Origin of the sequence: Streptomyces sp. NPDC050636 (genome assembly GCF_040654775.1) — a bacterium.
Lineage (GTDB): Bacteria > Actinomycetota > Actinomycetes > Streptomycetales > Streptomycetaceae > Streptomyces.
This window is the reverse complement of sequence record NZ_JBFAIP010000101.1, coordinates 1-21689: the sequence shown is the minus strand read 5'-3', so window position 1 is coordinate 21689 and position 21689 is coordinate 1. Positions and strand designations below refer to the sequence as shown.

General features: G+C 70.0%; 17 protein-coding genes and 5 pseudogenes. 14 read left to right on the top strand and 8 right to left on the bottom strand.

Going from position 1 to position 21689, the window contains the following annotated elements; genetic code table 11:
* Window positions 1-352 precede the first annotated feature (352 nt).
* Together AB0I10_RS35165 and AB0I10_RS35160 are read left to right on the top strand one after the other, a co-directional pair.
* A complete protein-coding gene (locus AB0I10_RS35165) occupies window positions 353-1435 on the top strand; it encodes an alpha/beta hydrolase (RefSeq protein ID WP_363156778.1) in 1083 nt (360 codons plus the stop codon).
* Window positions 1436-1745: 310 nt separating this feature from the next.
* Window positions 1746-2231 (top strand): RICIN domain-containing protein, encoded by a 486-nt coding sequence (locus AB0I10_RS35160; protein ID WP_363156777.1) that lies wholly within the window; start codon window positions 1746-1748, stop codon window positions 2229-2231.
* A 62-nt stretch (window positions 2232-2293) separates the two neighbouring features.
* Here AB0I10_RS35160 and AB0I10_RS35155 read toward each other — a convergent pair whose 3' ends face one another.
* Window positions 2294-3940, bottom strand: coding sequence for an IS1182 family transposase (locus AB0I10_RS35155; protein ID WP_363156776.1), 1647 nt, complete (start codon window positions 3938-3940; stop codon window positions 2294-2296).
* Window positions 3941-4271: 331 nt separating this feature from the next.
* Between AB0I10_RS35155 and AB0I10_RS35150 the strand changes: the two genes are divergently transcribed.
* Window positions 4272-4931, top strand: coding sequence for a helix-turn-helix domain-containing protein (locus AB0I10_RS35150; RefSeq protein ID WP_363156775.1), 660 nt, complete (start codon window positions 4272-4274; stop codon window positions 4929-4931).
* Between the two features lie 29 nt (window positions 4932-4960).
* Here AB0I10_RS35150 and AB0I10_RS35145 read toward each other — a convergent pair.
* Together AB0I10_RS35145 and AB0I10_RS35140 are read right to left on the bottom strand one after the other, a co-directional pair.
* Window positions 4961-5200 (bottom strand): annotated as a pseudogene (locus tag AB0I10_RS35145) (DUF6214 family protein); the annotation flags it as partial.
* 366 nt (window positions 5201-5566) lie between these two features.
* Window positions 5567-6049: pseudogene (locus AB0I10_RS35140) on the bottom strand (DUF6214 family protein); the annotation flags it as partial.
* A gap of 85 nt (window positions 6050-6134) precedes the next feature.
* On the opposite strand from AB0I10_RS35140, the gene AB0I10_RS35135 reads away from it, so the two are divergent.
* Window positions 6135-7532 (top strand): FAD-dependent oxidoreductase, encoded by a 1398-nt coding sequence (locus AB0I10_RS35135; RefSeq protein WP_363156774.1) that lies wholly within the window; start codon window positions 6135-6137, stop codon window positions 7530-7532.
* A gap of 46 nt (window positions 7533-7578) precedes the next feature.
* On the opposite strand, the gene AB0I10_RS35130 is transcribed toward AB0I10_RS35135, so the two are convergent.
* Window positions 7579-7956, bottom strand: coding sequence for a helix-turn-helix domain-containing protein (locus AB0I10_RS35130; protein WP_363156773.1), 378 nt, complete (start codon window positions 7954-7956; stop codon window positions 7579-7581).
* Window positions 7957-8327: 371 nt separating this feature from the next.
* On the opposite strand from AB0I10_RS35130, the gene AB0I10_RS35125 reads away from it, so the two are divergent.
* From AB0I10_RS35125 to AB0I10_RS35115, 3 genes and pseudogenes are all read left to right on the top strand, one after another.
* Window positions 8328-9431, top strand: coding sequence for an NADH:flavin oxidoreductase/NADH oxidase (locus AB0I10_RS35125; RefSeq protein WP_363156772.1), 1104 nt, complete (start codon window positions 8328-8330; stop codon window positions 9429-9431).
* A gap of 110 nt (window positions 9432-9541) precedes the next feature.
* Complete coding sequence (locus tag AB0I10_RS35120) at window positions 9542-10627, top strand: exo-alpha-sialidase (protein ID WP_363156771.1); 1086 nt, start codon at window positions 9542-9544, stop codon at window positions 10625-10627.
* 294 nt (window positions 10628-10921) lie between these two features.
* Window positions 10922-11071 (top strand): annotated as a pseudogene (locus tag AB0I10_RS35115) (uracil-DNA glycosylase); the annotation flags it as partial.
* A 68-nt stretch (window positions 11072-11139) separates the two neighbouring features.
* Here AB0I10_RS35115 and AB0I10_RS35110 read toward each other — a convergent pair.
* Together AB0I10_RS35110 and AB0I10_RS35105 are read right to left on the bottom strand one after the other, a co-directional pair.
* Window positions 11140-12345 (bottom strand): aromatic amino acid transaminase, encoded by a 1206-nt coding sequence (locus tag AB0I10_RS35110; protein ID WP_363156770.1) that lies wholly within the window; start codon window positions 12343-12345, stop codon window positions 11140-11142.
* Window positions 12338-13315 carry a DMT family transporter gene (locus AB0I10_RS35105; RefSeq protein ID WP_363156769.1) on the bottom strand — a complete coding sequence of 326 codons (978 nt, stop codon included), beginning with the start codon at window positions 13313-13315 and terminating at the stop codon, window positions 12338-12340. Before AB0I10_RS35105 ends, AB0I10_RS35110 begins: the two co-directional genes overlap by 8 nt.
* Window positions 13316-13485: 170 nt before the next feature.
* Between AB0I10_RS35105 and AB0I10_RS35100 the strand changes: the two genes are divergently transcribed.
* Window positions 13486-13974: an Lrp/AsnC family transcriptional regulator gene (locus AB0I10_RS35100; RefSeq protein WP_363156768.1), complete on the top strand. Its 489-nt coding sequence runs from the start codon at window positions 13486-13488 to the stop codon at window positions 13972-13974.
* A 64-nt stretch (window positions 13975-14038) separates the two neighbouring features.
* Here the strand turns inward: AB0I10_RS35100 and AB0I10_RS35095 are convergent.
* Window positions 14039-14223, bottom strand: a pseudogene (locus AB0I10_RS35095) (IS5/IS1182 family transposase); the annotation flags it as partial.
* A gap of 474 nt (window positions 14224-14697) precedes the next feature.
* Between AB0I10_RS35095 and AB0I10_RS35090 the strand changes: the two are divergent.
* Window positions 14698-15216 carry a hypothetical protein gene (locus AB0I10_RS35090; protein WP_363156767.1) on the top strand — a complete coding sequence of 173 codons (519 nt, stop codon included), beginning with the start codon at window positions 14698-14700 and terminating at the stop codon, window positions 15214-15216.
* 19 nt (window positions 15217-15235) lie between these two features.
* The gene (locus tag AB0I10_RS35085) at window positions 15236-16207 is read left to right on the top strand and encodes a ribosome-inactivating family protein (protein WP_363156766.1); all 972 of its coding nucleotides are present in this window, start codon (window positions 15236-15238) and stop codon (window positions 16205-16207) included.
* Window positions 16208-16631: 424 nt separating this feature from the next.
* On the opposite strand, the gene AB0I10_RS35080 is transcribed toward AB0I10_RS35085, so the two are convergent.
* Window positions 16632-17309 carry a uracil-DNA glycosylase gene (locus tag AB0I10_RS35080; RefSeq protein ID WP_363156765.1) on the bottom strand — a complete coding sequence of 226 codons (678 nt, stop codon included), beginning with the start codon at window positions 17307-17309 and terminating at the stop codon, window positions 16632-16634.
* A gap of 644 nt (window positions 17310-17953) precedes the next feature.
* On the opposite strand from AB0I10_RS35080, the pseudogene AB0I10_RS35075 reads away from it, so the two are divergent.
* The 4 genes and pseudogenes from AB0I10_RS35075 to AB0I10_RS35060 all read left to right on the top strand — a co-directional run.
* Window positions 17954-18412 (top strand): annotated as a pseudogene (locus AB0I10_RS35075) (uracil-DNA glycosylase); the annotation flags it as partial.
* A 22-nt stretch (window positions 18413-18434) separates the two neighbouring features.
* A complete protein-coding gene (locus AB0I10_RS35070; protein WP_363156764.1) occupies window positions 18435-19487 on the top strand; it encodes a phospholipid scramblase-related protein in 1053 nt (350 codons plus the stop codon).
* Window positions 19488-19599: 112 nt separating this feature from the next.
* Window positions 19600-20571 carry a BadF/BadG/BcrA/BcrD ATPase family protein gene (locus tag AB0I10_RS35065; RefSeq protein ID WP_363156779.1) on the top strand — a complete coding sequence of 324 codons (972 nt, stop codon included), beginning with the start codon at window positions 19600-19602 and terminating at the stop codon, window positions 20569-20571.
* Between the two features lie 184 nt (window positions 20572-20755).
* Window positions 20756-21622, top strand: a complete 867-nt coding sequence (locus AB0I10_RS35060; protein ID WP_363156763.1) for a hypothetical protein — start codon at window positions 20756-20758, stop codon at window positions 21620-21622.
* Window positions 21623-21689 lie beyond the last annotated feature (67 nt).

The window sequence follows — 21689 nt, the reverse complement described above, 5'->3', positions numbered from 1 at the left end:
GCGGTGTTTGTTGGGGGGCTTGTTGTGCGCGGCCTTTGTTGGGGTTTTTTTTTTTGGTTTGTGTCCCGCCCCTTTTGGGGGCCCAAACCCAAAACCGTTTCCCCCAAACGCCTCGCACTTGCCATGCGCGCCGGGCGCGCCCCCCTGCACAACCCCTCGCCTGCTCTGGTCAACCGACCACTACGGGCGCAGTGTGTTGATCGCCCGGTGGGCCCGCACGCGTGGGAGCGCTCCTCCCGATGACTGCTGAAGCCCTCGGGATGGTAGGGGGCAGACCTGTGGCCTGCATGTTTCTGTCTTCGGCTCAGGTCGGCAGCCCTTGGCTGCCGTACTACGGAACGTGGAGGCATATGTGACCCGCTTTCGAAATAATGTGCTAGCGCGGTGTGTTCTCGGGCTGGCCGCGCTGCTGGCCATGTGTGTGCCCAGCGGGACAGCGCAGGCAGCGCCGGCCTCGTGCCAGGGCGCCGACATCCCCGTCACCGGTGTCGTGTCGGCGACGATGCACGGCACCCTGTGCGTGCCCGCGGGTGGTACGGCCGACACGGTGATGGTGCTGGTGCCCGGCGGGACGTACAACCACACCTACTGGGACTTCCCGTACCAACCCCAGACGTACAACTTCCGCCAGGCCATGAATGATGCCGGCTATGCCACGCTCGTCGTGGACCGGCTTGGAACCGGCGCGAGCTCACGCCCGCCCAGCGCCCTGGTCACCGCATCCGTCCAGGCCGGGGCCGTGCACCAGGTGATCCAGGCCCTGCGCGGCGGCCGGATCGGCGGCACGGACTTCCGCAAGGTCATCCTCGGCGGCCATTCGCTCGGCTCGCTGATCAGCGTCATCGAAGCGGGCACCTACAACGACGCGGACGCCGTGGTGCTCACAGGCATCACCCACCGGATCGTCGCCCAGAACCTCGTGGACATCTTCGTCTCGTCCCTCTACCCCGCGGCCCTGGACCCGGCATTCGCCGGAAAATTCTACGACCCGGGGTACCTGACCACGAGGCCCGGCACCCGGGGCACCGACTTCTACGCCCCCGGGACCACCGACCCCGCGGTGCTCGCCACGGATGAGGCCACCAAGGACGTGTTCAGCGCAGCCGAGGCGGCCGACGGTCTCGGCGTGGCCGGACTCCTGCCGTACTCCCGTCAGATCCAGCACCCGGTCCTGGTCTCCGTCGGCGACCAGGACCGATACTTCTGCGATTCCCTGGGCGGCAACTGCGCCAGCGCGGCGGCACTCAAGGCCCAGGAGGACCCGTACTTCGGGTCTGCGGCCTGCCTGCACACATACGTCCAGCCCGGGGCGGGCCACGACCTGAATCTGGCCACCAACACCGTCCCGTACCAGCGGGCGGTACGGGACTGGGCCGACACGTTCGTCGGAGCGGGGCCCGAACCAATCACGCCGCCCGCGAAGGCCTGTGTCTAGGGCCGCATCAAGAGTGCGGGCCGGACCACCCGGCCACCCGTAACCCCCGGGTGCCATTAACGAACGTGTCACCGATCCTGTTGGCTCGTCAGGGGCTCATGCTGTGAGGGAGAGGCCGAGGCGGGAGAGGTGGCTGACGCGGGTGCGGTCGAGCGGGCGGCCGTTCCACGGGGCATGAAACTGGTCGCCAGTTCGATACCCCAACTCCCGTAGGCCAGCTCACTGTTGCGCCGTATGGACCATTACCGGGGCAGCCGCCAGACTGTGCGCATCCCGGACACCGCGTCCGGGACAACGGGAGGACACCACCATGCGCACAGCACTCCGACGATGGCCCCGCATAGCCGCGGCCCTGCTGCTCGGCGCCGGGCTCGGCCTGACCGCAGCCCCCGCACAGGCCGGACAGCAAGCCCCGCCGCGCACCTCCGCGGTGCAGGCTTTCAAAAACGGCGAGAGCCTGAACTGCCTGGACTACAGCTACCGCTACAGCGCGCGCACGATGCCGTGCTGGGGCAACGACTGGCAGAAGTGGGATGTCCAGGGCCTGGGCAACGGCTACTTCCTGCTGAAGAACGTGGCCACCGGGCAGTGCCTGAAGGAGACGTTGGCGGGTGCCGTGGACGGTGAGCCGTGCACCGTCCACGACAACGACTACCAGTGGCGCAGCCTCTATCTCCACGGCTACGTGCTGCTGATCAACAAGTCCACCGGCGGCTGCATGAGCGACAGCGGCGGCGATGCGTGGGTCGTCGACTGCAACCTGCCGAGCGGGCGGACGGACGCCGTCTGGTACTGATCCATGGCCGCTGAAGCCCCCTGCCGATCCGGACGCTGTTGGTAAATCCGCCCCGCTGGATCTCATCCAGTGGGGCGGAGGGCTGCGAAGGGTGAGGTGCGGGTGCGGGCGAGGGGTCTGCCAGTAAGCCAGGCATCGAGGCGGGCGAGGTTGATGGCGGCGCCGGTGAAGTGGTGCTGGAGTCGGGTTTTGAAGAGGCCGCGGTAGCGGGATCTGCGCAGGCCGAACGCCTGGACGGCTTGGGAGATGGTGCCTTCGACCCCGGCTCGGTGGCCGTAACGCCGTCGCCACTGCTCGGTATCCTGCTCGGCCCGTGCTCGTTGGAGGATCTCGTGCTCGGCCCGGGGCCGGAACGTGAGCGAGCGGCCATGGACCGAGTCTGTGCAGGACGTCTTCAGCTCGCACCGGCCGCACTCGCGGGCCGGGAACTTGACGCGGGTGACAGGTGTGTCCCGATGGCTGGTGGTCTCACGCCAGATGGTGTTCTGCTTGCCTCCGGGGCAGGTGACGGTGTGCCGGTCCCAGTCGATGGTGAAGCGGGTGTTGTCGAAGTGACCCGATACCGCCTGCTGACGTGAGCTGATCGGTTTGACCCGTCCGATTGGCTCCATTCGGTGATCACGGCGGGCGTGGTGGATCTGCTCGGCGTCGATGTATCCGGCGTCCACCAGGTGTTCGTCCGGCAGAAGGCCGCGCCCGGCCAGGGTGGTGTGGATGTCTTCCAGGACGGCATCGCCATTGACCGGTGCTGGGGTGGTGTGGATGTGGGTGATCAGGTGCGGGGCGTCCGGCTCGCAGGTCTCGCTGAGGTGGACCTTGTAGCCGGACCAGCCCAGATCCCGTTTGGCCCCGGTCCTCGCCTCGGGCTCATACGGGGTGCGTAAGCGGATCAGGCTGGGTGGAAGGTCCTTCAACTCACGCCAGCGCAAGACGCCGTCGGTGTGCTGGAACTGCTGCACCCACGTCCGGCGCAGGAACTCCACTGCGGGCAGGCTCCGCGGGCCAGGCGGAGCCGAGAGCGACCAGACAGCTTCCAGCAGGATCATTCCGTCGGCTCCACACTGGTCGCCGTGCGCGACCCGGGCGGCCCACCGGGAGGGGAAACGAGTGTCTTCCAGCCGGGCCGAGTAGCGGTCGAACCATTCCGGTGCCGCGAGTGCCGCCAGCCAGTCCCCGGCCGCCTCGGCAACCTCGTTGAGCGCGGCCCGCAGGGTCTCGACCACGAACTCCAGCCGGTTCAGGTCCCTGGTCGCGGCCAGCACATGCGTGGCGTCCGTGCGCTGCCGCTTGCCCGCCTTGACCAGTCCGGCCTCCCCGGCCGCCTGGAGCACCGCGTCGAAGACCCATCGGCCCGCGTCCGCCTCAACCAACCGGGTACGGAACTCGCTGAGCACCGAGAAGGCGAAGCCGGTGTCGGTCAGCTCCAGCGACAGGGCGTACTTCCAGTCCAGACGCGAGCGGACCGCGTGCGCGGCCTGCCAGTCGGTCAGGCCCTCCGCGAACTGCAACACCGACACCAGTGCCAGCCGGGCCGGCGACACAGCCGGACGCCCCCGCACCGGGAACAACTCCTTGAAGTCAGCGTCGACGAAGACCGGCCCGAGCACGTCACGCATCCGCATTGCCGGACAGCCCGCCGGGAACACCGCACGTGCCACCCGCACCGTCTCCTTCGGAATCTCCGCCAGCTCCACCCCACGCAACGACACGAACCCACCCCTGAACACGACGACGGCCTGCACCACCCCAACGGGGTCGTACAGGCCGTCGTCACGCAGGTCCCGGATTTACCAACAGCGTCCGCTGCGGGAGGGGGCCGCGGAGCGACCGATCCCGTAAGCAGCGATTCGCCCGGCCACGCCGTCCGACTTGGGAATTCCTACGTCGGATGGGGTGGCCGGGCGTTTGCCACCCGATTCGGGCGATCCCCCGCGTCGCCCGAATCAGGCAGTTTGACCGGATTCTCCGCCCAGGGTAGGCGGACATCCGGAGTTGTGCTGAGTATATTGGCTCTCAGCCAGTCAACGCAGGAGTTACAGCATGTCCCCCCGCAGCGCATCGGTCAATGAAGAATTGCGGCGGCGATCACGTGAACGGCTGCTGCAGGCGACGGTCGAGCTGGTGGGCGAGCGCGGGCTTGAGGCGACGACGCTCGGTGATATCGCACAGCGCGCCGGGGCGGCCCGCGGGCTGGTCTCGTACTACTTCCCGGGCAAACGGCAGCTGCTGCAATCGGCCGTGCACCGGCTGATGCATCTCACCCTCCAGGCGGCGCTGGAGCGCGAGCCGCGGCCGACCGGACCGGACGCGGGGCGCGAGCTGATGGCACGCGCCATCGACGCCATCCTCGGGCTGGCGCGCGACCACCCGCTGCTGATGCGGACGCATATGGCGGGAATCCTGACGGCCGAGGGATTCATCCAGTGTCCCGAACAGCAACGGCTGGCCCAGTTGCTGCGCGAGACGGTCGTGGCGTATGGATCGACGGACCCGGATGCCGACTATCCCCTGCTGCGGGCGCTGCTGATGGGCTCGGTGGTGCCGATGCTGCTGCCGGGGGCGCAGATGCCGCAGGCCCGGCTGCGCGCCGAGCTGTTCCAACGGTACGGACTGGACTGGGAGTTGGGAGTCCCGCCGGATGAGGAACCACCCGGTGGGCAGCGAGCGCGGACGGGAACCCGGGGCCCCGTGGAGCCGTAGCGGCAGGGAGCCGCGGCGGCAAGGGCCCGCTAGCGCTTGTTGTGGCGTGGCGTGAGCAGGCCGTCGTCCCGGGCGCCGGCGATCAGACGCAGTGATCTGCGGCGGTTGCGGCCGGTGGCGTTCATGACGGCCAGCACCGGATCGCGGCCTTCCCGCTGTGCCTCCCGGTACACATCCGCGGCGAGTCTGCGGCGCTCGCCGGCCCGCGATCGCGTGAGGACGGCGGACGGGGACGGAGCGGGCGGCGCGCCGGAGCCGTCAGGGGGAGCGGCCGAGCTCTCCGCGGAAGCCGTGGAGCCGGGCGAAGCTGCGGAGTCCCCTGGGGGGCATGTGGCCGATGACGGTTCAGGGGCGTTCTCGGGGCCGTGCCCGGGATCGCTCTCCGAGGGCGGCTCGGCGGGCCGGGCGAGCGCGCCACAGAACACTCCGTCGCCGTGGACGACGCCCCCCGCGGGCGCCGCCGTTTCCTCCTCGGCCGACCCTGCCGCGGCCTCCTCGGTTTCCCCCGTACGGGGGACCACCGGTTCGACGCCCGTAGCCGTAGCCGTAGCCGTAGCTGTAGCCGTAGCCATATCCGTGGGCGCATCCGCGAGCGTCACCACATCCGGCCCCGCCTCCGGCTCCACGCCGGGGTCCGCCACCGGCTCCGCTCCCTCCTCCCGGCCCGGCGACGGCCGGTCCTTCCGCGGGCGCCCCATGGCCATCCGGCACGTATCGTCCAACGGGCCCTCGATCCAGCGCGCCAGCGCGGCAAGGCCGTCGAGCGTCAGGGGCGGATCGGCCCGCATGTCCTCGACGGTGATACGGCCGTCGTCGGAGACCGTCACGAGGACATCGATCCGGGCGCCGTCGGCGAATGTCAGCCGGGCGCTGAACCACGGCCCCAGCGGATCGATCCGGCGCGGCGAAGCGTCGGGGCCGGACGTTCCGGCGGGATCATCAGGGGCGGCGGGTTCGGGGGCGGGCGCGGCCGAGCCATGACCTCGGAGCTCCCAGACGGGCCACTCCAAGACCTCATCTCGGGCCTTATATCGGCTATTAACGGTATAAAAGTCACTTTCCGACACAAGGAAAACGTAGCCGCCAGCCCACCCGCCCCAGGGGCGCGGCACGCTCATCGCACCGCGAGCAACCCCGATAGCTCATCTCCCGCGGGACGCCTGCCGGTGCGATGCTGGGGTTACTCCGCGGAAGGGGCCTCTCGTGCTTCGTGTCGCAGTGATCGGTTCTGGACCCAGCGGTGTCTACACCGCCCAGTCCCTGGTCGAACAGCAGGCAGTGCCGGACGTCGAGGTGTACGTCCTGGACCGGCTGCCCTGCCCCTACGGTCTGGTCCGCTACGGCGTCGCACCGGACCACGAGAAGATCAAATCGCTGCAGAACAACCTTCGGACGGTGCTGGAGCACCCTCGGGTGCACTTCCTCGGGAATGTGGAGGTGGGGGCACCGGGGCTGGGCCTCCAGGAACTGTGCGAGATCTTCCACGCGGTGGTGTTCTGCGTGGGCGCCGCCACCGACCGGCATCTCGGCATCCCCGGCGAGGATCTGCCCGGCAGCCATTCGGCGACCTCGTTCGTCGCCTGGTACAGCGCGCATCCGGACGCCGCCGCCACCGACTTCGCGCTCTCGGCCCGGTCCGCGGTCGTGATCGGCGTGGGCAATGTGGCCGTCGACGTGGCCCGCATCCTGGCGCGCGGCGCGGCGGAGCTCGCCGGCACCGATATGCCTCAGGGGGCGCTCGGCGCTCTCGTCGACAGCGGTGTCGAGGACATCTGGATGGTGGGCCGGCGCGGCCCCTCGCAGGCCAAGTTCACCACCAAGGAGCTACGGGAACTGGGGGCCCTTCCGGGTGCGGAGGTGCTCGTACGGCCTGAGGAGCTGGCGCTGGATCCGGGGTACCGCGATCCCGGTGGGCTGCCGGCCGTCGGACGCCGGAACGTCCAGGTGCTGCGCGACTGGGCGGAGCGGTCGAACGACGTCGTGACGGCGGGGCCGGCGGCGTCGGCGGCGTCGGCGGCGTCGGCGGGGCGTACGCGCCGGATTCATCTGCGGTTCTTCCTGCGTCCGGTCGCGATGGTCGGGGACGCCGCCACCGGCGTACGCGCGGTCCGGTTCGAGCGGACGGTACCTGACGAGCACGGCGGGGTCGTGGGAACCGGCGAACACGAGGACATCGAGGCCCAGTTGGTGCTGCGATCGGTCGGCTATCGGGGGACGCCGCAGCCGGGGCTGCCGTTCGACGACGCAACCGGGACGGTGCCGCACCGGGCGGGGCGGGTACTGCGGGACGGGGCGCCTTGCCCCGGCGTGTACGTCGCGGGCTGGATCAAGCGCGGCCCCACGGGGGTGATCGGCACCAACCGGCCCTGCGCCAAGGAGACCGCGGCATCACTCCTGGAGGATGCCACCGCTCTGGCGGAGCGCGATATCGCCGACGACCCAGTGGACGCACTACGGGCGACGGGACAGCAGCCGGTCCCATGGGCGGGCTGGCTCGGCATCGAGGTCGCGGAGGCGGCGTGGGGCCGCCAGCTGGGACGCGGCACGGTCAAACTGCCGGACTGGGAGGGCCTGTTGGAGGCCGCCCGCTCGACGGGGTGAGCCGGACGGGCCGCCCCCCGCCCTGCGCGGTTCGGGCGCGGAGGGCTCAATCGCCGGCTTCGCCGAGTCGGCGGGCCTGCAGGTCAGCCGCCCGGAGGACGCCGTCGACCAGGCCGGGGAAGAGCGCGTCGAGGTCGGCCCGGCGCAGCCCGTTCATCTTGGCCGTACCGCGGTAGATCTGCTGGATGACGCCGTGCTCGCGCAGCACCCGGAAGTGGTGGGTGCAGGTCGACTTGCTGACCGGCAGCTCGATGTCCGCACAGTTCAGCTCCTCCTCGGCGGCGGCCAGCGCGCAGACGATCCGCAGCCGCATCGGGTCGGCGAGCGCATGCAGGACATCCGCGAGCCGGATGTCCTCGCGGGCCGGGTGCTCCAGCGACCGGGAGCCGGACGGGGCGCCCATGGACGTCGTATCGGTCGGCATGACGGCTCCTGACGTGCGGCGCGGCGGCTGGGTGCCGATGGATGTCGTGACTTCAGCGAGGTCAGTGGCTCAGTTTCAGCGGCTCGGTTTCCGCGGCTCGGTTTCAGTGCTTCCGGGGCATTCCCGCTCCCACTGGCCCCATTGATTGCGCCGACCGCGCTGACCGCGCTGACTTCACTGGCCCATTGTACGAGAAGCATCGTAGTTCGACGGCCCTCCGCGACCGGCACCCTTTGCGCGAGCACGCCCACCTCCCCACCCACCCCCTTGTACGAGGTTCATCGTAGTTTGACAACCACCGTAATACGATGCCTATCGTATGAGCGTGGGCCCATCCGGAGCCCGTCCGCCTTCAGGTACAGGAGCCTGCCGTGAGCGCACTGTTCGAGCCGATCAACCTTCGCTCGCTGACCATTCCGAACCGCCTCTGGATGGCGCCCATGTGCCAGTATTCGGCCGCGCCGGAGGGGCCGGCGGAGGGCGTGCCCGGCGACTGGCACTTCCAGCACCTGGCCGCACGGGCAGCGGGCGGGACGGGGCTCATCCTCACCGAGGCGACCGCCGTGAGCCCGGAAGGGCGCATCAGCCCCTTTGACCTCGGGCTGTGGAACGACACGCAGACCGAGGCGTTCCGGCGCATCACCGGATTCCTCAAGTCGCAGGGGTCGGTGCCCGGCATCCAGATCGCGCACGCCGGACGAAAGGCGTCGACCGAGCGGACATGGGTGAACCGCGGCGGCGCGCTGCTGCCGGGCGAGGGTTACGGGTGGGCGCCGGTCGGCCCGAGCCCGGTGCCGTTCAACGAGCAGTCCGCGACGCCCGAGGAGCTGTCCAAGGGGCAGATCGGTGAGCTTGTCGCGCAGTTCGCGGCGACGGCTCGCCGGGCATTGGCGGCCGGCTTCGAGGTGGCCGAGATCCACGGTGCACACGGCTACCTGATCAACGAGTTCCTCTCCCCCTTCACGAACCGGCGCACCGACGAGTACGGCGGCTCGTACGAGAACCGGACGCGCTTCCCGCTGGAGGTCGTGGACGCCGTACGGGAGGTGTGGCCCGACGACCTTCCGGTCTTCTTCCGGATCTCGGCGACCGACTGGCTCAGCGAGAACGAGGACGACGGGCGCGAGGGCTGGACGGCCGACGACACCGTGCGGTTCGCCGGTGACCTGCGGGCGCACGGCATAGACCTGCTGGACACCTCCACGGGTGGCAACGCACCGGACGCGAAGATCGACGCGACGCCCGGTTTCCAGGTGCCGTTCGCCGAGCGGGTCAAGATGGAGACCGGTCTGCCGGTGGGCGCCGTCGGCCTGATCACCGAGGCGCGGCAGGCCGAGAAGATCATCGCGGATGGTCAGGCGGACGCGGTGCTGCTCGGCCGGGAACTGCTCCGGTCGCCCAGCTTCGCCCAGCAGGCGGCCCGCGAACTGGGTGCCGACGTCCACATTCCGCTGCCGTACCACCGGGCCATCTAACCCTTCCAACCCTGCTGACCTGCACGGATACCCTTCCGGAACGCCGTTGTCAGTGGTCGGGTGCAAACTGGCCACTACCTGAGACAACGGCGTCCCGGAGGTGTTCCGGCATGACTGATGTACTACTCGCGGTGGGAACCCGCAAAGGCCTCTTCATCGGCCGAAGGCGGCATGGTGACTGGGCATTGAGCGGGCCCCATTTCCCCGCGCAGGCGGTGTACTCCCTCGGGATCGACACCCGCCGCACGACGCCCCGGCTGCTGGCCGGAGCGGACAGCTCCCACTGGGGCCCGTCGGTTTTCCACTCCGACGACCTGGGCGAGACCTGGCACGAACCGTCCCGGCCGGCGGTCAAGTACCCGGAGTACACCGGGACTTCGCTGGAGCGGGTCTGGCAGCTGCATCCGGCGGGCCCGGCCGCCCCGGATGTGGTCTACGCGGGCACCGAGCCGGGCGGGCTGTTCCGGTCAGAGGACAGCGGCGAGACATTCGAGCTGGTGCGGCCGCTCTGGGACCACCCCAGCCGGGAGAAATGGATGCCGGGAGGCGGTGGGCTGGCCGTCCATACGGTGATCACCGACCCGCGGGACGCCGATGCGGTGACCGTCGCGGTCTCCGCGGCCGGGGTCTTCCGCACCCTCGACGGCGGCGCCAACTGGACGCCCTCGAACACCGGCGTGAAGGCGGTCTTCCTTCCGGACCAGCACCCCGAGTTCGGCCAGTGCGTACACAAGATCGCGCAGGACCCGGTGGACCGCGACCGGCTGTATCTGCAGAACCACTGGGGCGTCTACCGCAGCGATGACGCGGGCGTCCGGTGGACGGACATCGGCAGCGGGCTGCCCTCGGACTTCGGCTTCGCCGTGGCCGCCCACCCGAGCAGGGGAAATGTCGCGTACCTCTTCCCCATCACCGCCGACATCGACCGGGTGCCGGCCGACCACCGCTGCCGGGTCTACCGCACGGGCGATGCGGGCGGGAGCTGGGAGGCGCTGAGCGACGGGCTGCCCGAGGAGAACCACTACGGCACGGTGCTCCGAGACGCGCTGTGCGTCGACGACGCCGACCCCGCCGGGGTGTACTTCGGAAACCGCAACGGCGAGCTGTACGCCAGCGCGGACGACGGCGACACCTGGCGGCAGCTCGCCTCCCATCTGCCGGATGTGCTGTGCGTACGGGCGGCCGCCATGGGGTGAGCGGGGCGAGCTGAGCAGGGGGGTGATGCGAGAGCGCGCAACGCTTCGGCGTGGGGCCGCAGTTGGGGTAACCGTTTGGGGTATCCGTTGGGGTCCCCTTGGGATCTCCTTGGGGTCTCCTTGAGGTCTCTGGTCGGTATGGACGGATGCGTCGGAAGGGGAAATCGCAGGCCATCGATCAAGGGGAACGGCGTTCGGCCAGTAGGGGGATCCCGTGGCTTCACGACTCTTCAAGACATCGTCGAACCGGGCTGGGCCAAGGCACTTGAGCCCGTCGCCGGACGGATCGCCTCAATGGTCGACTTCCTGCGGGCCGAGATCGCCGCGGGACGTACGTACCTGCCGGCCGGCAACAATGTTCTGCGCGCCTTCCAACAGCCCTTCGACGAAGTGCGAGTGCTCATCGTCGGACAGGATCCCTACCCCACGCCGGGACATGCGCTTGTTCCCGCTGTTCCCGACGTGTCCCGCTACCCGGCGGAGTTGGTCTCCCCGTGCTCGCGCCCGGGCCCTCAGACGGACGGGGCGACGCGAGCCGTTTCGAGGGCAGTGGCGATGCCCTGTGCCAGGAGCGGGATCCGGTGCGCCGAGATGCCCGCGATGTTGATGCGTCCCGAGGCCGTGCCGTAGACGGCGAACTCACTGCGCATCCGGCGCATCTGGTCCGGTGTCAGCGGCAGCATCGAGAACATGCCCTTCTGCCGTGCGAGCGACGCCGCCTGCTCGCCGCAGCCGAGCGCGCTGAGATGGACGACCAGGTCCGCCCGGTTGGCCGCGATCCGGTCGCGCATGACGTCGAGCTCCGCCCGCCATGCGGCCCGCAGCCGCTCGTCCTCCAGGACGGTGGTGACGACGGCGGCGCCGTGCTCGGGCGGCATCGAGTACAGGGTCCGCGCGGCGTTCTGCAGGGCCGTTTCGACGTGCCGCAGCGTCTGCCGCGACGAGCCGAGGACGATCGCGCACCCGGTGCGGTCGCTGTAGAGGCCGAAGTTCTTGGAACAGCTGACGGCGATCAGGACCTCGGGGAGCCGGTCGGCCAGCATCCGGGTGGCCCGCAGGTCGGCGTCGAGGCCGTCGCCGAGGCCGTGATAGGCCAGGTCGACGAAGGGAACCCAGCCGTTCGCCGCGGCGAGTGCGGCCAGCTCCTCCCACGTCTCCAGGGACGGATCGACTCCCGTGGGGTTGTGGCAGCAGCCCTGGAGCAGGACGACGTCGTCGCGTCGTGCGGCACTCAGGTCATCGAGCAGGCCCGTGGTGTCCGGGAGCCCCGCGGAGTCGAGCCGGCCGTACGTCCGGATCTTGAGACCGGCGGCCTCCAGGATCGGCCGGTGATTGACGTACGCGGGGTCACTGATCCACACCGTGGTACCCGGGCGGGTCTGGCGCACGAGATCGGCGAGCAGGCGCAGGGCTCCGGTGCCCGCCACGGTCTGGACGGCCGTCGCCCGTCCGGTCAGCGCCTCGGTGCCCAGCACCAGGGACAGCATGGCCCGGTTGAAGGCGGTGTTGCCCGAGAGCCCTCGGTACTCCTTGGAGACGGAGCGTTCCGCCAGGCGTATCTCGGCCTCCCTGACCGCTGTCATGACAGGAGTGGCCCCGGTGTGGTCACGGTAGACGCCGAGGACGAGGTTCAGCCGCTCGGGGCGCGGGTCGGCGGCGAACTCCGCCTCCAGGTCCCACAGAGGGTCGGCGGGCGGGGCGGGAAGAAGCTCAAGCATCGGGGGAAACCTCGGTTCGGGGGCGTCGGTTGGCGAGCGCGACGCCGGTGGCGATGAGGGGGACACCGATCAGGACGGGCAGGGTCGGCGACTCGTCCAGCAGGGGAATGGCGAGCAGGACGACGGCGACCGGGCTGAGACTGCCGACGACCGAGCTGCGCTCCGGCCCCAGCCGGCGGATGGCGAACGCGTACAGCAGACCGGCACACAGGCCGACGCCCAGCCCCTGGACGACGAGGAACAACACGATGTCGCCGCCGGCCGCCCGGGCGAGACCGGTCGGCAGGACTCCCGCCATGACCAGGAGCGCGATGACGGCGAAGGAGGGCAGGCACAGCAGTCCGATGGAACCGACGGGGTCGAGGTCCACCTCCCGCAGCCCCACCGTGTACAGGGCCCACAGCCCACTGGCGACGAGCAGCGTGCCCGAACCGAGCAGCACGTCCGCGTCCAGCGCCGCGGTATAGCGCCAGACCAGCGCCACGACCCCGGCCACGATCAGCACCAGCCCGGCCGACTGCGTACCGCGCGGAACGCTCTTCCCGCCCGCGACCATGAGGGCGGAGACGAACAGCGGGACCATCCCGGGGACGATCGCCCCGACGAACGCGGCCGACGTCAGCGAACCGCCGTACATCGCCGCGAGGAAGAACGGCACCCCCGCACCGCAGATGATCTTCGCCGCCGGGCCCGGCCGCACCGCGGCCAGCCGGCCCCTGCGCCGCCACAGGGCGGGCGCCAGGACCACGAGAGGAACACCGAAGCGCAGCAGTGCCGCGTCGGCGGGCAGCAGCGTGGAGGCGCTCAGGGCACGGGCGCTCAGCGCGAACCCGGCCCAGATGCCGACGGTGAGCAGCAGTGCCAGCAGAGCCACCGCCTGCGGAGAGACCGCCCTGCGCCGGTCGGCGTGCGCTGGGGAGCCGCTCCCCGTCCCGGCGGCTGACGGCCCGGCCGTGTTCGTGACGACCACTGAAAATTCCTCCCGCTCGGAGCTGCTCGGGGGGAACCGACAGCGACCCTTCGTCTGAAGGCAACGCTAGAGCTTGCAGCAGGGCAGCCGATTGCCAGTTCTGCCCCTCAGCCCTAGCGTGGGGGCAGAATCTGCCAAAAAAGCGTGGCCTAGGAAGCGACGGAGTGACGATGGATGCTGTGGATTTCCAGATGATCCACGAATTGCAGGCCGACGGGCGGCTGTCCAATCAGGACCTCGCCGACCGGGTCAGGCTGTCGCCCTCGCCCTGTCTCCGCCGGGTACGCCGCCTGGAGGAGTCCGGCCTGATCACCGGCTACACGGCCATGGTGGACCAGGTCGCGTTCGGCCTGCCGATCACCGTCTTCGTGCGGGTCCGCCTGGAACGCCACACCGCTGAGGCCGTCAACGTCTTCGAGGAGCACGTCGGCCTCATCGAGCACATCCAGGACTGTTACCTGATGGCAGGCAGCAGCGACTACCTGCTCAGAGTCGTCATTGAAAGCCTGGAGGCGTACGAGGTCCTCGTGCGCACACAGATCCACGCCATCCCCGGCATCACGTCGATCGAATCCAGCTTCGCCTTCGGGAGCGTCAAGCAGTCAAAGGTCTACCCGCAGCCAGGCGGCCCGTCGCGCCCGCGTGCTCGCACGCGCTGAAAACAAGGCGGCCCGGCATCGCTGCGTCCAGCAGCAGAGGCATGGGCGCTATCAAGTTGCCTGCGGGGGCGGTTTCGTGGGTGAGGCGGCGGGTCATCAGGTTGATGGCGGCCAGTTGGATCATGGCGGTTGAGCGGTGGGGGTGGATTTCGTAGTCGCGGGCCAGGCGGCGGTGGTGCATGAGCCAGCCGAGGGTGCGTTCGATGACCCAGCGATGACCCAGCGGCGGGGTTGGACGTGGAAGCCGCGGTAGTCACGGGTTAGTGCGCCGTCACCTTCGCGGCCGCCTGGCTGATCCGCGAGGTACCGCTGCGGGCGGGCCCGGGGGCGGAGGACTAGCCGGGGGCGGGGGCTCAATCAGGGGTCAGGGGAACAGATCCCCTAGGGGGTGCGAGCGCCCCCTGCGGGGCCACAACGCGGCGGGGGCGAGGCGGTATTCCCGTGGACCGGCCCTCGACCGGCCCGCGACCGGCAAGTCGCCGCCTGAGTCGCGCCAAAGGCTCCCCGGCCTCATGCCTCGTGTTCGTGAACGTGCGCGTCTTCGCGAACGTGCGCGTTGAGCGGTCGTCAAAAGAACGTTGATGGTGGCTCCCTAGCGTTTCCGGTGTATCGATCACCGATCAACGGCAAGGTGGAGTACGCATGTTGTTCCGCACGCGAGGCAAAGACAGAGTCTCTTCCTTATACGCCGGGGCGAACGCGCCCCGGTGGCGGACCGCGGTCATGGCCGGGGCGCTCGTGAGTGTGTCCGTGGTGGCGCTGGGGACCGCTTCCGCGGCATCGCAGGGTTCGGGGAAGTCGACGACGGCCGCTGTGCAGGCAGCTCCGGCGGGCGACTCGGCGCGTGAGCACTGGCAGCCGCCGATGGACAAGAAGGAGGGCCCCGGGGACCCCGGGGCGGAGCCCGGCAAGATCAACACCACCTACTTGATCAGTGAGGTGTCGCCGGCGCAGTACCGAGGCTGGTGGTACCAGTCCCACCTCACCGGCGTCAGCGTCACGTGGATGGCGCCCTCGGGGCGGGATCCGTACAACGGCTGGGACTGGATCGAGATCCAGGACGCCAACGGCAAGCGCGTCACGTGGGACTGGGCCTGCGGCAACGACCACTGCGGCGCGTACGGCTCGACCCTGATCCAGGCGAAGCTGACGAAGGGCGCTGAGTACAAGGTCCTCTACTGGAGCGACGGGGGCCGGGTCACCAAGGGCACGCTGCAGGCCGAGTTCGAGTTCTGGGCCTGACATGGGAAGCCGAGAAGAGATGACGCGTAGGGCAGAGCGGACCGAACGCGGGCCGGTGCGACGACGGTTGGTCAGCACGGCGGTGGTGATTTCGGTGCTTGCGGGCACGCTGGGCGCGGGAGGTGCGGTCAGCTACGGCGCATCGACCCCGACCGCACTGGAGCAGAGCGCCAGGCCCAAGGCTCAGCCCCAGGAGCAGGCGCAACCGAGGGCAGCGACGGACAACGAGGACTTCGCCGAGCTCTACACCCGTACGGTCGCGATCCTCCGCAACGCGATGCTGGGGGAGGAGAGCACCCATCGGCCCGGTGCCGGCCACCTGATCGAGAACCCCGACCCCACCGCCTTTCAGTCGGTCTACATCGGACGGTTCACCGAAGACGAGTTCATCGAGGGCCGCCAGGTCCGAGCCGTCTTCCGCCGGTCCGACAGCTATCTGCTGGGAATCTACGTGGAGGACAGGGACGCGAACAGCCCGGTCTTCTACACGTTCACCGAGCAGCGGAACGGCCGCACGGTCGACATGATCCCGGGCGCCGTGTACCCGGGCGTCCGCAGGGAGCACTTCGGCTGGGGCGTCAACTACCGAGGACTCCCCCGGATCACCGTCAGCCGCAGCCGCCTGCGGGACGCGGTGCACGACCTCTACCATCACGACCCGAACACGAGCACCCACACGCTGGAGAACGCGGTCAACACACTGGCCGTGTCCCTGGCCGAAGGGGCGCGGTTCCAGGCGATTCCGGCGCAGATCGCCCAGTCGATCCGTGGCGGGCGGGACTGGGTCGTGCGCAACCACTCGGACGAGATCACGAGCTGGGACCAGGGGTCCCAGGCCGTCCTGCGGGCACGCACCGCCGACCCGAACGGTACCGGTGAGGCGTGGCAGCAGCACCATGAAGTCCGCTGGAACGGGGCCTGGGTGCTGCTGAGCGCCCTAGATCTGGCCCGACGGCTGTATCTGATCAAGCCGCCGACGCGGAAGGGCTGACATTCAGGGCACCACACAAGGTGCCCACCGGGAGCGGCCGCCGCCGTGCTCCACCTCGTGCCGGAGAATGCACTGCTGCCACTGTGCCAGTGCCTCGGCTCGGTCGCCCCGGCTTCTTCGGGGACGACGAGCGCGTCGGCCACCATCGCGGCGGCCGCACCGCGACAATCAGACAGGCCGGCGCTATCAAGTCGTCTGCGGGGGCACGAGATGATCTTGGTGTGGGTCGTTTGTGGGAGGGGCTTGCGGTGGAGGCTGAGACGGCGCCGTCGTACAAGGGGTACCGTTTCCGGCCGGACGAAGAAGCTGGGGTTCTTCTAGGCACACGCAAAGGGCACCCGAACTGGGCGAACGCCCGTCAGGCACCCTCTGCCGCGGAGCTTCACCTTCGCCGCGCCGATCCCGAACTGGCAGCGGCTGCGGCCTATGGCAGTTGCCAGTCCACCGGTTGGGCCCCCTGCCGGACCAGAAGGTCGTTCACACGGCTGAAAGGCCGTGAACCGAAGAAACCACGGTCCGCCGACATCGGGGAAGGGTGAGCAGACTCGATCACCGGGAAACCATCGAGCAACGGCCGGAGATTACGGGCGTCACGCCCCCACAACACAGACACCAGCGGCTTACCACGCGCGGCCAAAGCGCGGATAGCCTGCTCAGTCACCTCCTCCCACCCCTTGCCACGGTGCGCGGCGGGCTTGCGGGGCTCCGTCGTCAGAGCCCTGTTCAGCAACAACACCCCCTGACGCGTCCAAGGCGTCAGATCACCGTTCGACGGTCGGCCCACACCCAAGTCCGCCTGCAACTCACGGAAGATGTTCTCCAAACTGCCCGGCAATCGACGTACGTCGGGAGCCACAGCGAAACTAAGCCCAATAGCCATCCCTGGAGTCGGATACGGATCCTGTCCCACAATCAGGACACGCACCTCATCAAAGGGCTGCTGAAAGGCACGCAGGACGTTCGCCCCAGACGGCAGATAGGTGCGGCCGGCCGCGATCTCAGCGCGTAGGAAGTCCCCCATCGCCGCGATGCGCCCAGCCGCAGGCTGCAGTGCTTCCGCCCACCCGGGCTCCACAAGTTCATTCAACGGTAGTGCTGCCACAGCACGTCACTCTATCGGCGCCCGCAGAACAGACGGCTGCCCCTCGACCACGCGCAGTTGACACCCTCCAAGGAGCACCGACAACCCGGCAGCCGACTGATCGTCCTGGATGACAGCGTCCGGCCGGCACCTCCCCAAGAGGCGAGGAGCACGGCCGTGCCGAATGCACCCGGATGAATCACGTGCGTCCCCTCCAGGACTGTGACAACCGGCGTCCAGCTGCCCGAACCGCTCGTGAAAGGTGCGTTGCGAGCCCTTCAGGGCTGGTCACGACACCCACTGGCCCGGCCAGCCCACAAGGCACCAACAGGTCGCGATCGCTCCAGGGGCCGATGGCGACCCGCAGTCAGCGACAAGCATTCCCGATCCGAGAGGCGAAGATCGCGGTCGCGCCCTGCCATGAACGAGCTTGCCGTTGACCATGAACCGAACCGGAACCGATCCATTCCGCTGACCCAAGCGTCCCAGGCCCGGGATAAGTTGCCCCGTCACTCCTCTTCTTCTTCCAACAGTCGCTCCGTCAGGTCACGCAGACGTTCGTCGGACAGCAGCGGCGCTCGCTGCGTCCAGTGATCAAGCCATTCAGCTTCCGTCATCGCCACAGGTCAGACCTCTCGGTCGAGAAACCACATCTCCAACCCTTCGGACATGCGGTCGGGCTGAGCTACTCCATGGCGCCGGATGTGCGCCCGCTGCCCGGGAGCCTGGAGAACATCTTCCGCGAACTGCACTCCGACCTCGGGCTGCCCCGGCCGTCCAACGGCGACCTCACCCCGTGGACACGGCAGAGCGTGCTGCTGCTGAACAGGGCGCTGACGACGGCGCCCCGCAAGCCGGCCGCGCACCGCGGCAAGGGCTGGGAGGAGGTCACCGAGCAGGCCATCCGCGCACTGGCGGCACGTGGCCGTCCACTGGTCTCGGTGTTGTGGGGGCGCGACGCGCGCAATCTGCGGCCGTTGCTCGGCGATCTGCCGGTCGTCGAATCGGCGCATCCCTCCCCCATGTCCGCCGATCGGGGGTTCTTCGGCTCGCGCCCCTTCAGCCGGGTGAATGAGCTGCTGGCGCGCCAGGGAGCGGAGCCCGTGGACTGGAAGCTGCCCTGATACCGGGCGATAGTGTTCCCGCATGACCCATGCGAACATCCCTGCGGGCTGGTATGCCGACCCGCAGGGCACCCCCCACCAACTCCGTTGGTGGGACGGCTCTCAGTGGACCCAGAACACCCACCCGGGCCAGCAGCAGACGCCGGCGCAGAGCCAGGCGCCCCAGCTGGCCAAACAGCCCGCGCAGCAGTCGGTCTCTCAACAACAGGTGCCGCAGCAAGCCTCTCAGCAGCAGGCGCCGCAGCAGCAGTCGGCTCAGGTCCCGCCGCAGGGGCAGCAGCAGGGCGGCGCGCCGTACAGCCAGCAGAGTTATGGCCCGCAGGGCTACGGCTACCCCCAGCAGCAGGCGCCCGGCCAGCCGATGCAGCAGCCGTACCCGCCGGCGCAGGTGCCGGGGCAGCCGGGCGGTAATCCGGCAGGCATCCAGCAGCAGGTGCAGCAGCAGGCCGGAGTGACACCCACCGGGCCGGGTGGCAGCACGCTGTTCACCGAGCCGGTTCTGGTGGTGAACCAGAAGGCCAAGCTCATCGAGGTCACCAACGAGTACACCGTCTTCGACCAGCACGGGAACACCCTCGGGGCGGTGGTGCAGGTCGGCCAGAGCACTGCGAAGAAGGTGCTGCGGATCGTCTCCAGCCTGGATCAGTACATGACCCACAAGCTGGAGATCCGGGACGCGCACGGCCAGCCGCAACTGGTGCTGACCCGGCCCGCGAAGATCATCAAGTCCAAGGTGCTGGTGGAGCGTCCGGACGGCCAGCCGGTCGGCGAGATCGTGCAGCAGAACGCCATCGGAAAGATCAACTTCGCGATCATGGTCAACGGCCAGCAGATCGGCGCCATCAAGGCCGAGAACTGGCGCGCGTGGAACTTCGCGATCGTGGACCACACCGACGCCGAGATCGCCCGGATCACCAAGACCTGGGAGGGCCTGGCCAAGACGATGTTCACCACCGCGGACAACTACGTGCTCCAGATCCACCGCCAGCTGCCCGACCCGCTGCTGAGCCTGGTGGTCGCCACGGCACTGACCGTCGACACCGCCCTCAAGCAGGACGCCCGCGGCCTTGGGTGAGCCGCCGGGCACCCCAGCGGACCGGGCCGCCGCCGGCATCCCCCCGGTCGGAGGCAGCGTCCAGGACAGCCAGGACAGCCACGGCAGTCATGGCAGCTGCGGCAGCCATGTCATCGGGGTCGACTCCGGCGGATCCGGGCTGCGGATCGCCGTCGCCCGCGCGGCCGCCCCGGAGGCCGGGCCGCTGGCCACGTACGCCTCGGGCGAGCCGGTACGCACCGGCCCGGCAGGTATCGACGCGGAGCATCTGCTGTCCCAACTCCTGCCCGCCGCCGAGGAGTTGCGTCGCGAGACCGGTGCGGACGGGTTCGCCGCCTGCTGTGTGGGCGCCGCCGGGATGGGCAGCCTTGGCGACGATCTGCGCGCCCGGTTGCCCGCCGCGCTGGCCACCGCGTTCGGGACCCGGCACCTCGCTCTCGCCGCGGATGCCGTCACCGCGTACGCAGGCGCCCTGGGGCAGCGGCCCGGTGCCGTCGTCGCCGCGGGCACCGGGATGATCGCGCTGGGCACGGACCTGACCGCGGCGACCGGCTGGCGCCGTGCGGACGGCTGGGGCCACCTGCTGGGCGACTGCGGCAGCGGCGCCTGGATCGGCCGCGCCGGGCTGGAGGCCGCGATGCGCGCGTACGACGGGCGGCCGGGGGGCTCGACCGCTCTGCTGGCCCGCGCGGAGGCGATGTTCGGGCCGGTCACCGGGCTGCCCGGCGCGCTCTATCCGCGGCCCGACCGGCCCGCCGTGCTGGCCTCGTTCGCCCCGGAGGTCGCACAGTGCGCCGCCGAGGACGAGGTGGCCGGGGGCATCCTGCGCGATGCCGCGCACCATATCGCCGACGCCGCGGCCGCGGTCTGCCCTCCGGGGTCCGCCGCCTTGGCGTTCACCGGCGGCCTGTTCCGTATCGGCGAGCCACTGCTGGCCCCGCTGCGCGCGGCGCTCGCCGAACGGCTGCCGGACGCCCTCCTGACGGAGGCCGTGGGAAGCCCCCTCGACGGGGCTCTGGCCATCGCCGCGGCGCTCGCCGGAAACCGCCTGGTTTTGCCCGCCGATCCGAAGTTGTTGCAGATCACACGGCCTGTACGGGCTTAGCCCGGCGTGACGCGCGGGATAAATCGGGACGGATACCTCTCGACCGAGCCCTCCCTCGGCGCCGGAGTGGTCCGAGGCGTTAGCATGCGGCGCCATGAGTTCCCCCACTGGGCCCGCACCTGGCTCGCCCCATTTTCACGCCGAATCCACGAGCCCTGGCGCCGCACCCGGCCTGCCTGTACGTATGCCGCGCGCGCGGCAGTCCGGCCGCCACCGCAAGCCGGAGCCGCTCGCCGCACCCGAGGGCGCACCCGCCCTGGTGCTCGCCGTGCCCGGCACCCCCACCCCCGCCTCGCGCAGCCTGGCGGAGGAGGTCTCCAGCATCGCCCGCTCGGAGCTGCCCGGCCTCGACGCCCGGATCGGCTATGTGGACGGCGGTGACGACGAGTTCCCGTCCCTGGAGGCCGTGCTGGCTCAGGCCGCGGCCGAGCAGAAGGCCCGGGAGGGCGCCGGCGGACAGAACGCACAGCCCGGTCCCGCCGCGGTCGTCGTGCCGCTGCTGGCCGGCCCGGACAGCGCGCTGCTGCGCCGGATACGCCAAGCCATGATGAACAGCGGTTCGGGCGCCGAGCTGACCGATGTCCTCGGCCCGCATCCGCTGCTCGCGGAGGCGCTGCACGTCCGGCTGTCCGAGGCCGGTCTGGCGCGGGCCGACCGGGCGCGGCTGTTCACGGTCGCCACTGCCGCGGACGGCATCATCCTCGCCACCGTGGGCGGCGAGGAGGCCGTGCAGGCCGCCGGGATCACCGGCATGCTGCTCTCGGCACGGCTGGCGGTGCCGGTGCTGGCCGCCGCGCTGGACGAGGAGGGCGCCATCTCCCGTACGGCCGAGCAGCTGCGCGGCTCCGGTTCGCAGCAGCTGGCGCTGGCCCCGTACCTGATCGGCCCGGAGATCGCCGACGGCCTTCTGGGGGCGGCTGCGGCGGAGGCGGGCTGTGCGTCGGCGGAGGCGCTCGGCGCGTACGGCGCGGTGGGCCGGCTGGTGCTGTCGAACTACGCGGCGGCGGTGGGCATCACCCTGCAGCAGGGCCAGGGCGCACCGGTCCGCTAGGACGCGCCTGCGACACGCCGTCAGCAGACGTCGAAGGGCCGCCCCGCACAGTCCGTGCGGGGCGGCC

What these genes read in the sequence shown, in the direction of transcription:
- AB0I10_RS35100 (WP_363156768.1), top strand. Translation starts at nt 13,486, where the DNA reads ATGGATGCTGTGGATTTCCAGATGATCCACGAATTGCAGGCCGACGGG.
- AB0I10_RS35130 (WP_363156773.1), bottom strand. Translation starts at nt 7,956, where the DNA reads ATGCCGACCGATACGACGTCCATGGGCGCCCCGTCCGGCTCCCGGTCG.
- AB0I10_RS35150 (WP_363156775.1), top strand. Translation starts at nt 4,272, where the DNA reads ATGTCCCCCCGCAGCGCATCGGTCAATGAAGAATTGCGGCGGCGATCA.
- AB0I10_RS35160 (WP_363156777.1), top strand. Translation starts at nt 1,746, where the DNA reads ATGCGCACAGCACTCCGACGATGGCCCCGCATAGCCGCGGCCCTGCTG.
- AB0I10_RS35060 (WP_363156763.1), top strand. Translation starts at nt 20,756, where the DNA reads ATGCCGCGCGCGCGGCAGTCCGGCCGCCACCGCAAGCCGGAGCCGCTC.
- AB0I10_RS35090 (WP_363156767.1), top strand. Translation starts at nt 14,698, where the DNA reads ATGGCCGGGGCGCTCGTGAGTGTGTCCGTGGTGGCGCTGGGGACCGCT.
- AB0I10_RS35120 (WP_363156771.1), top strand. Translation starts at nt 9,542, where the DNA reads ATGACTGATGTACTACTCGCGGTGGGAACCCGCAAAGGCCTCTTCATC.
- AB0I10_RS35110 (WP_363156770.1), bottom strand. Translation starts at nt 12,345, where the DNA reads ATGCTTGAGCTTCTTCCCGCCCCGCCCGCCGACCCTCTGTGGGACCTG.
- AB0I10_RS35070 (WP_363156764.1), top strand. Translation starts at nt 18,435, where the DNA reads ATGACCCATGCGAACATCCCTGCGGGCTGGTATGCCGACCCGCAGGGC.
- AB0I10_RS35085 (WP_363156766.1), top strand. Translation starts at nt 15,236, where the DNA reads ATGACGCGTAGGGCAGAGCGGACCGAACGCGGGCCGGTGCGACGACGG.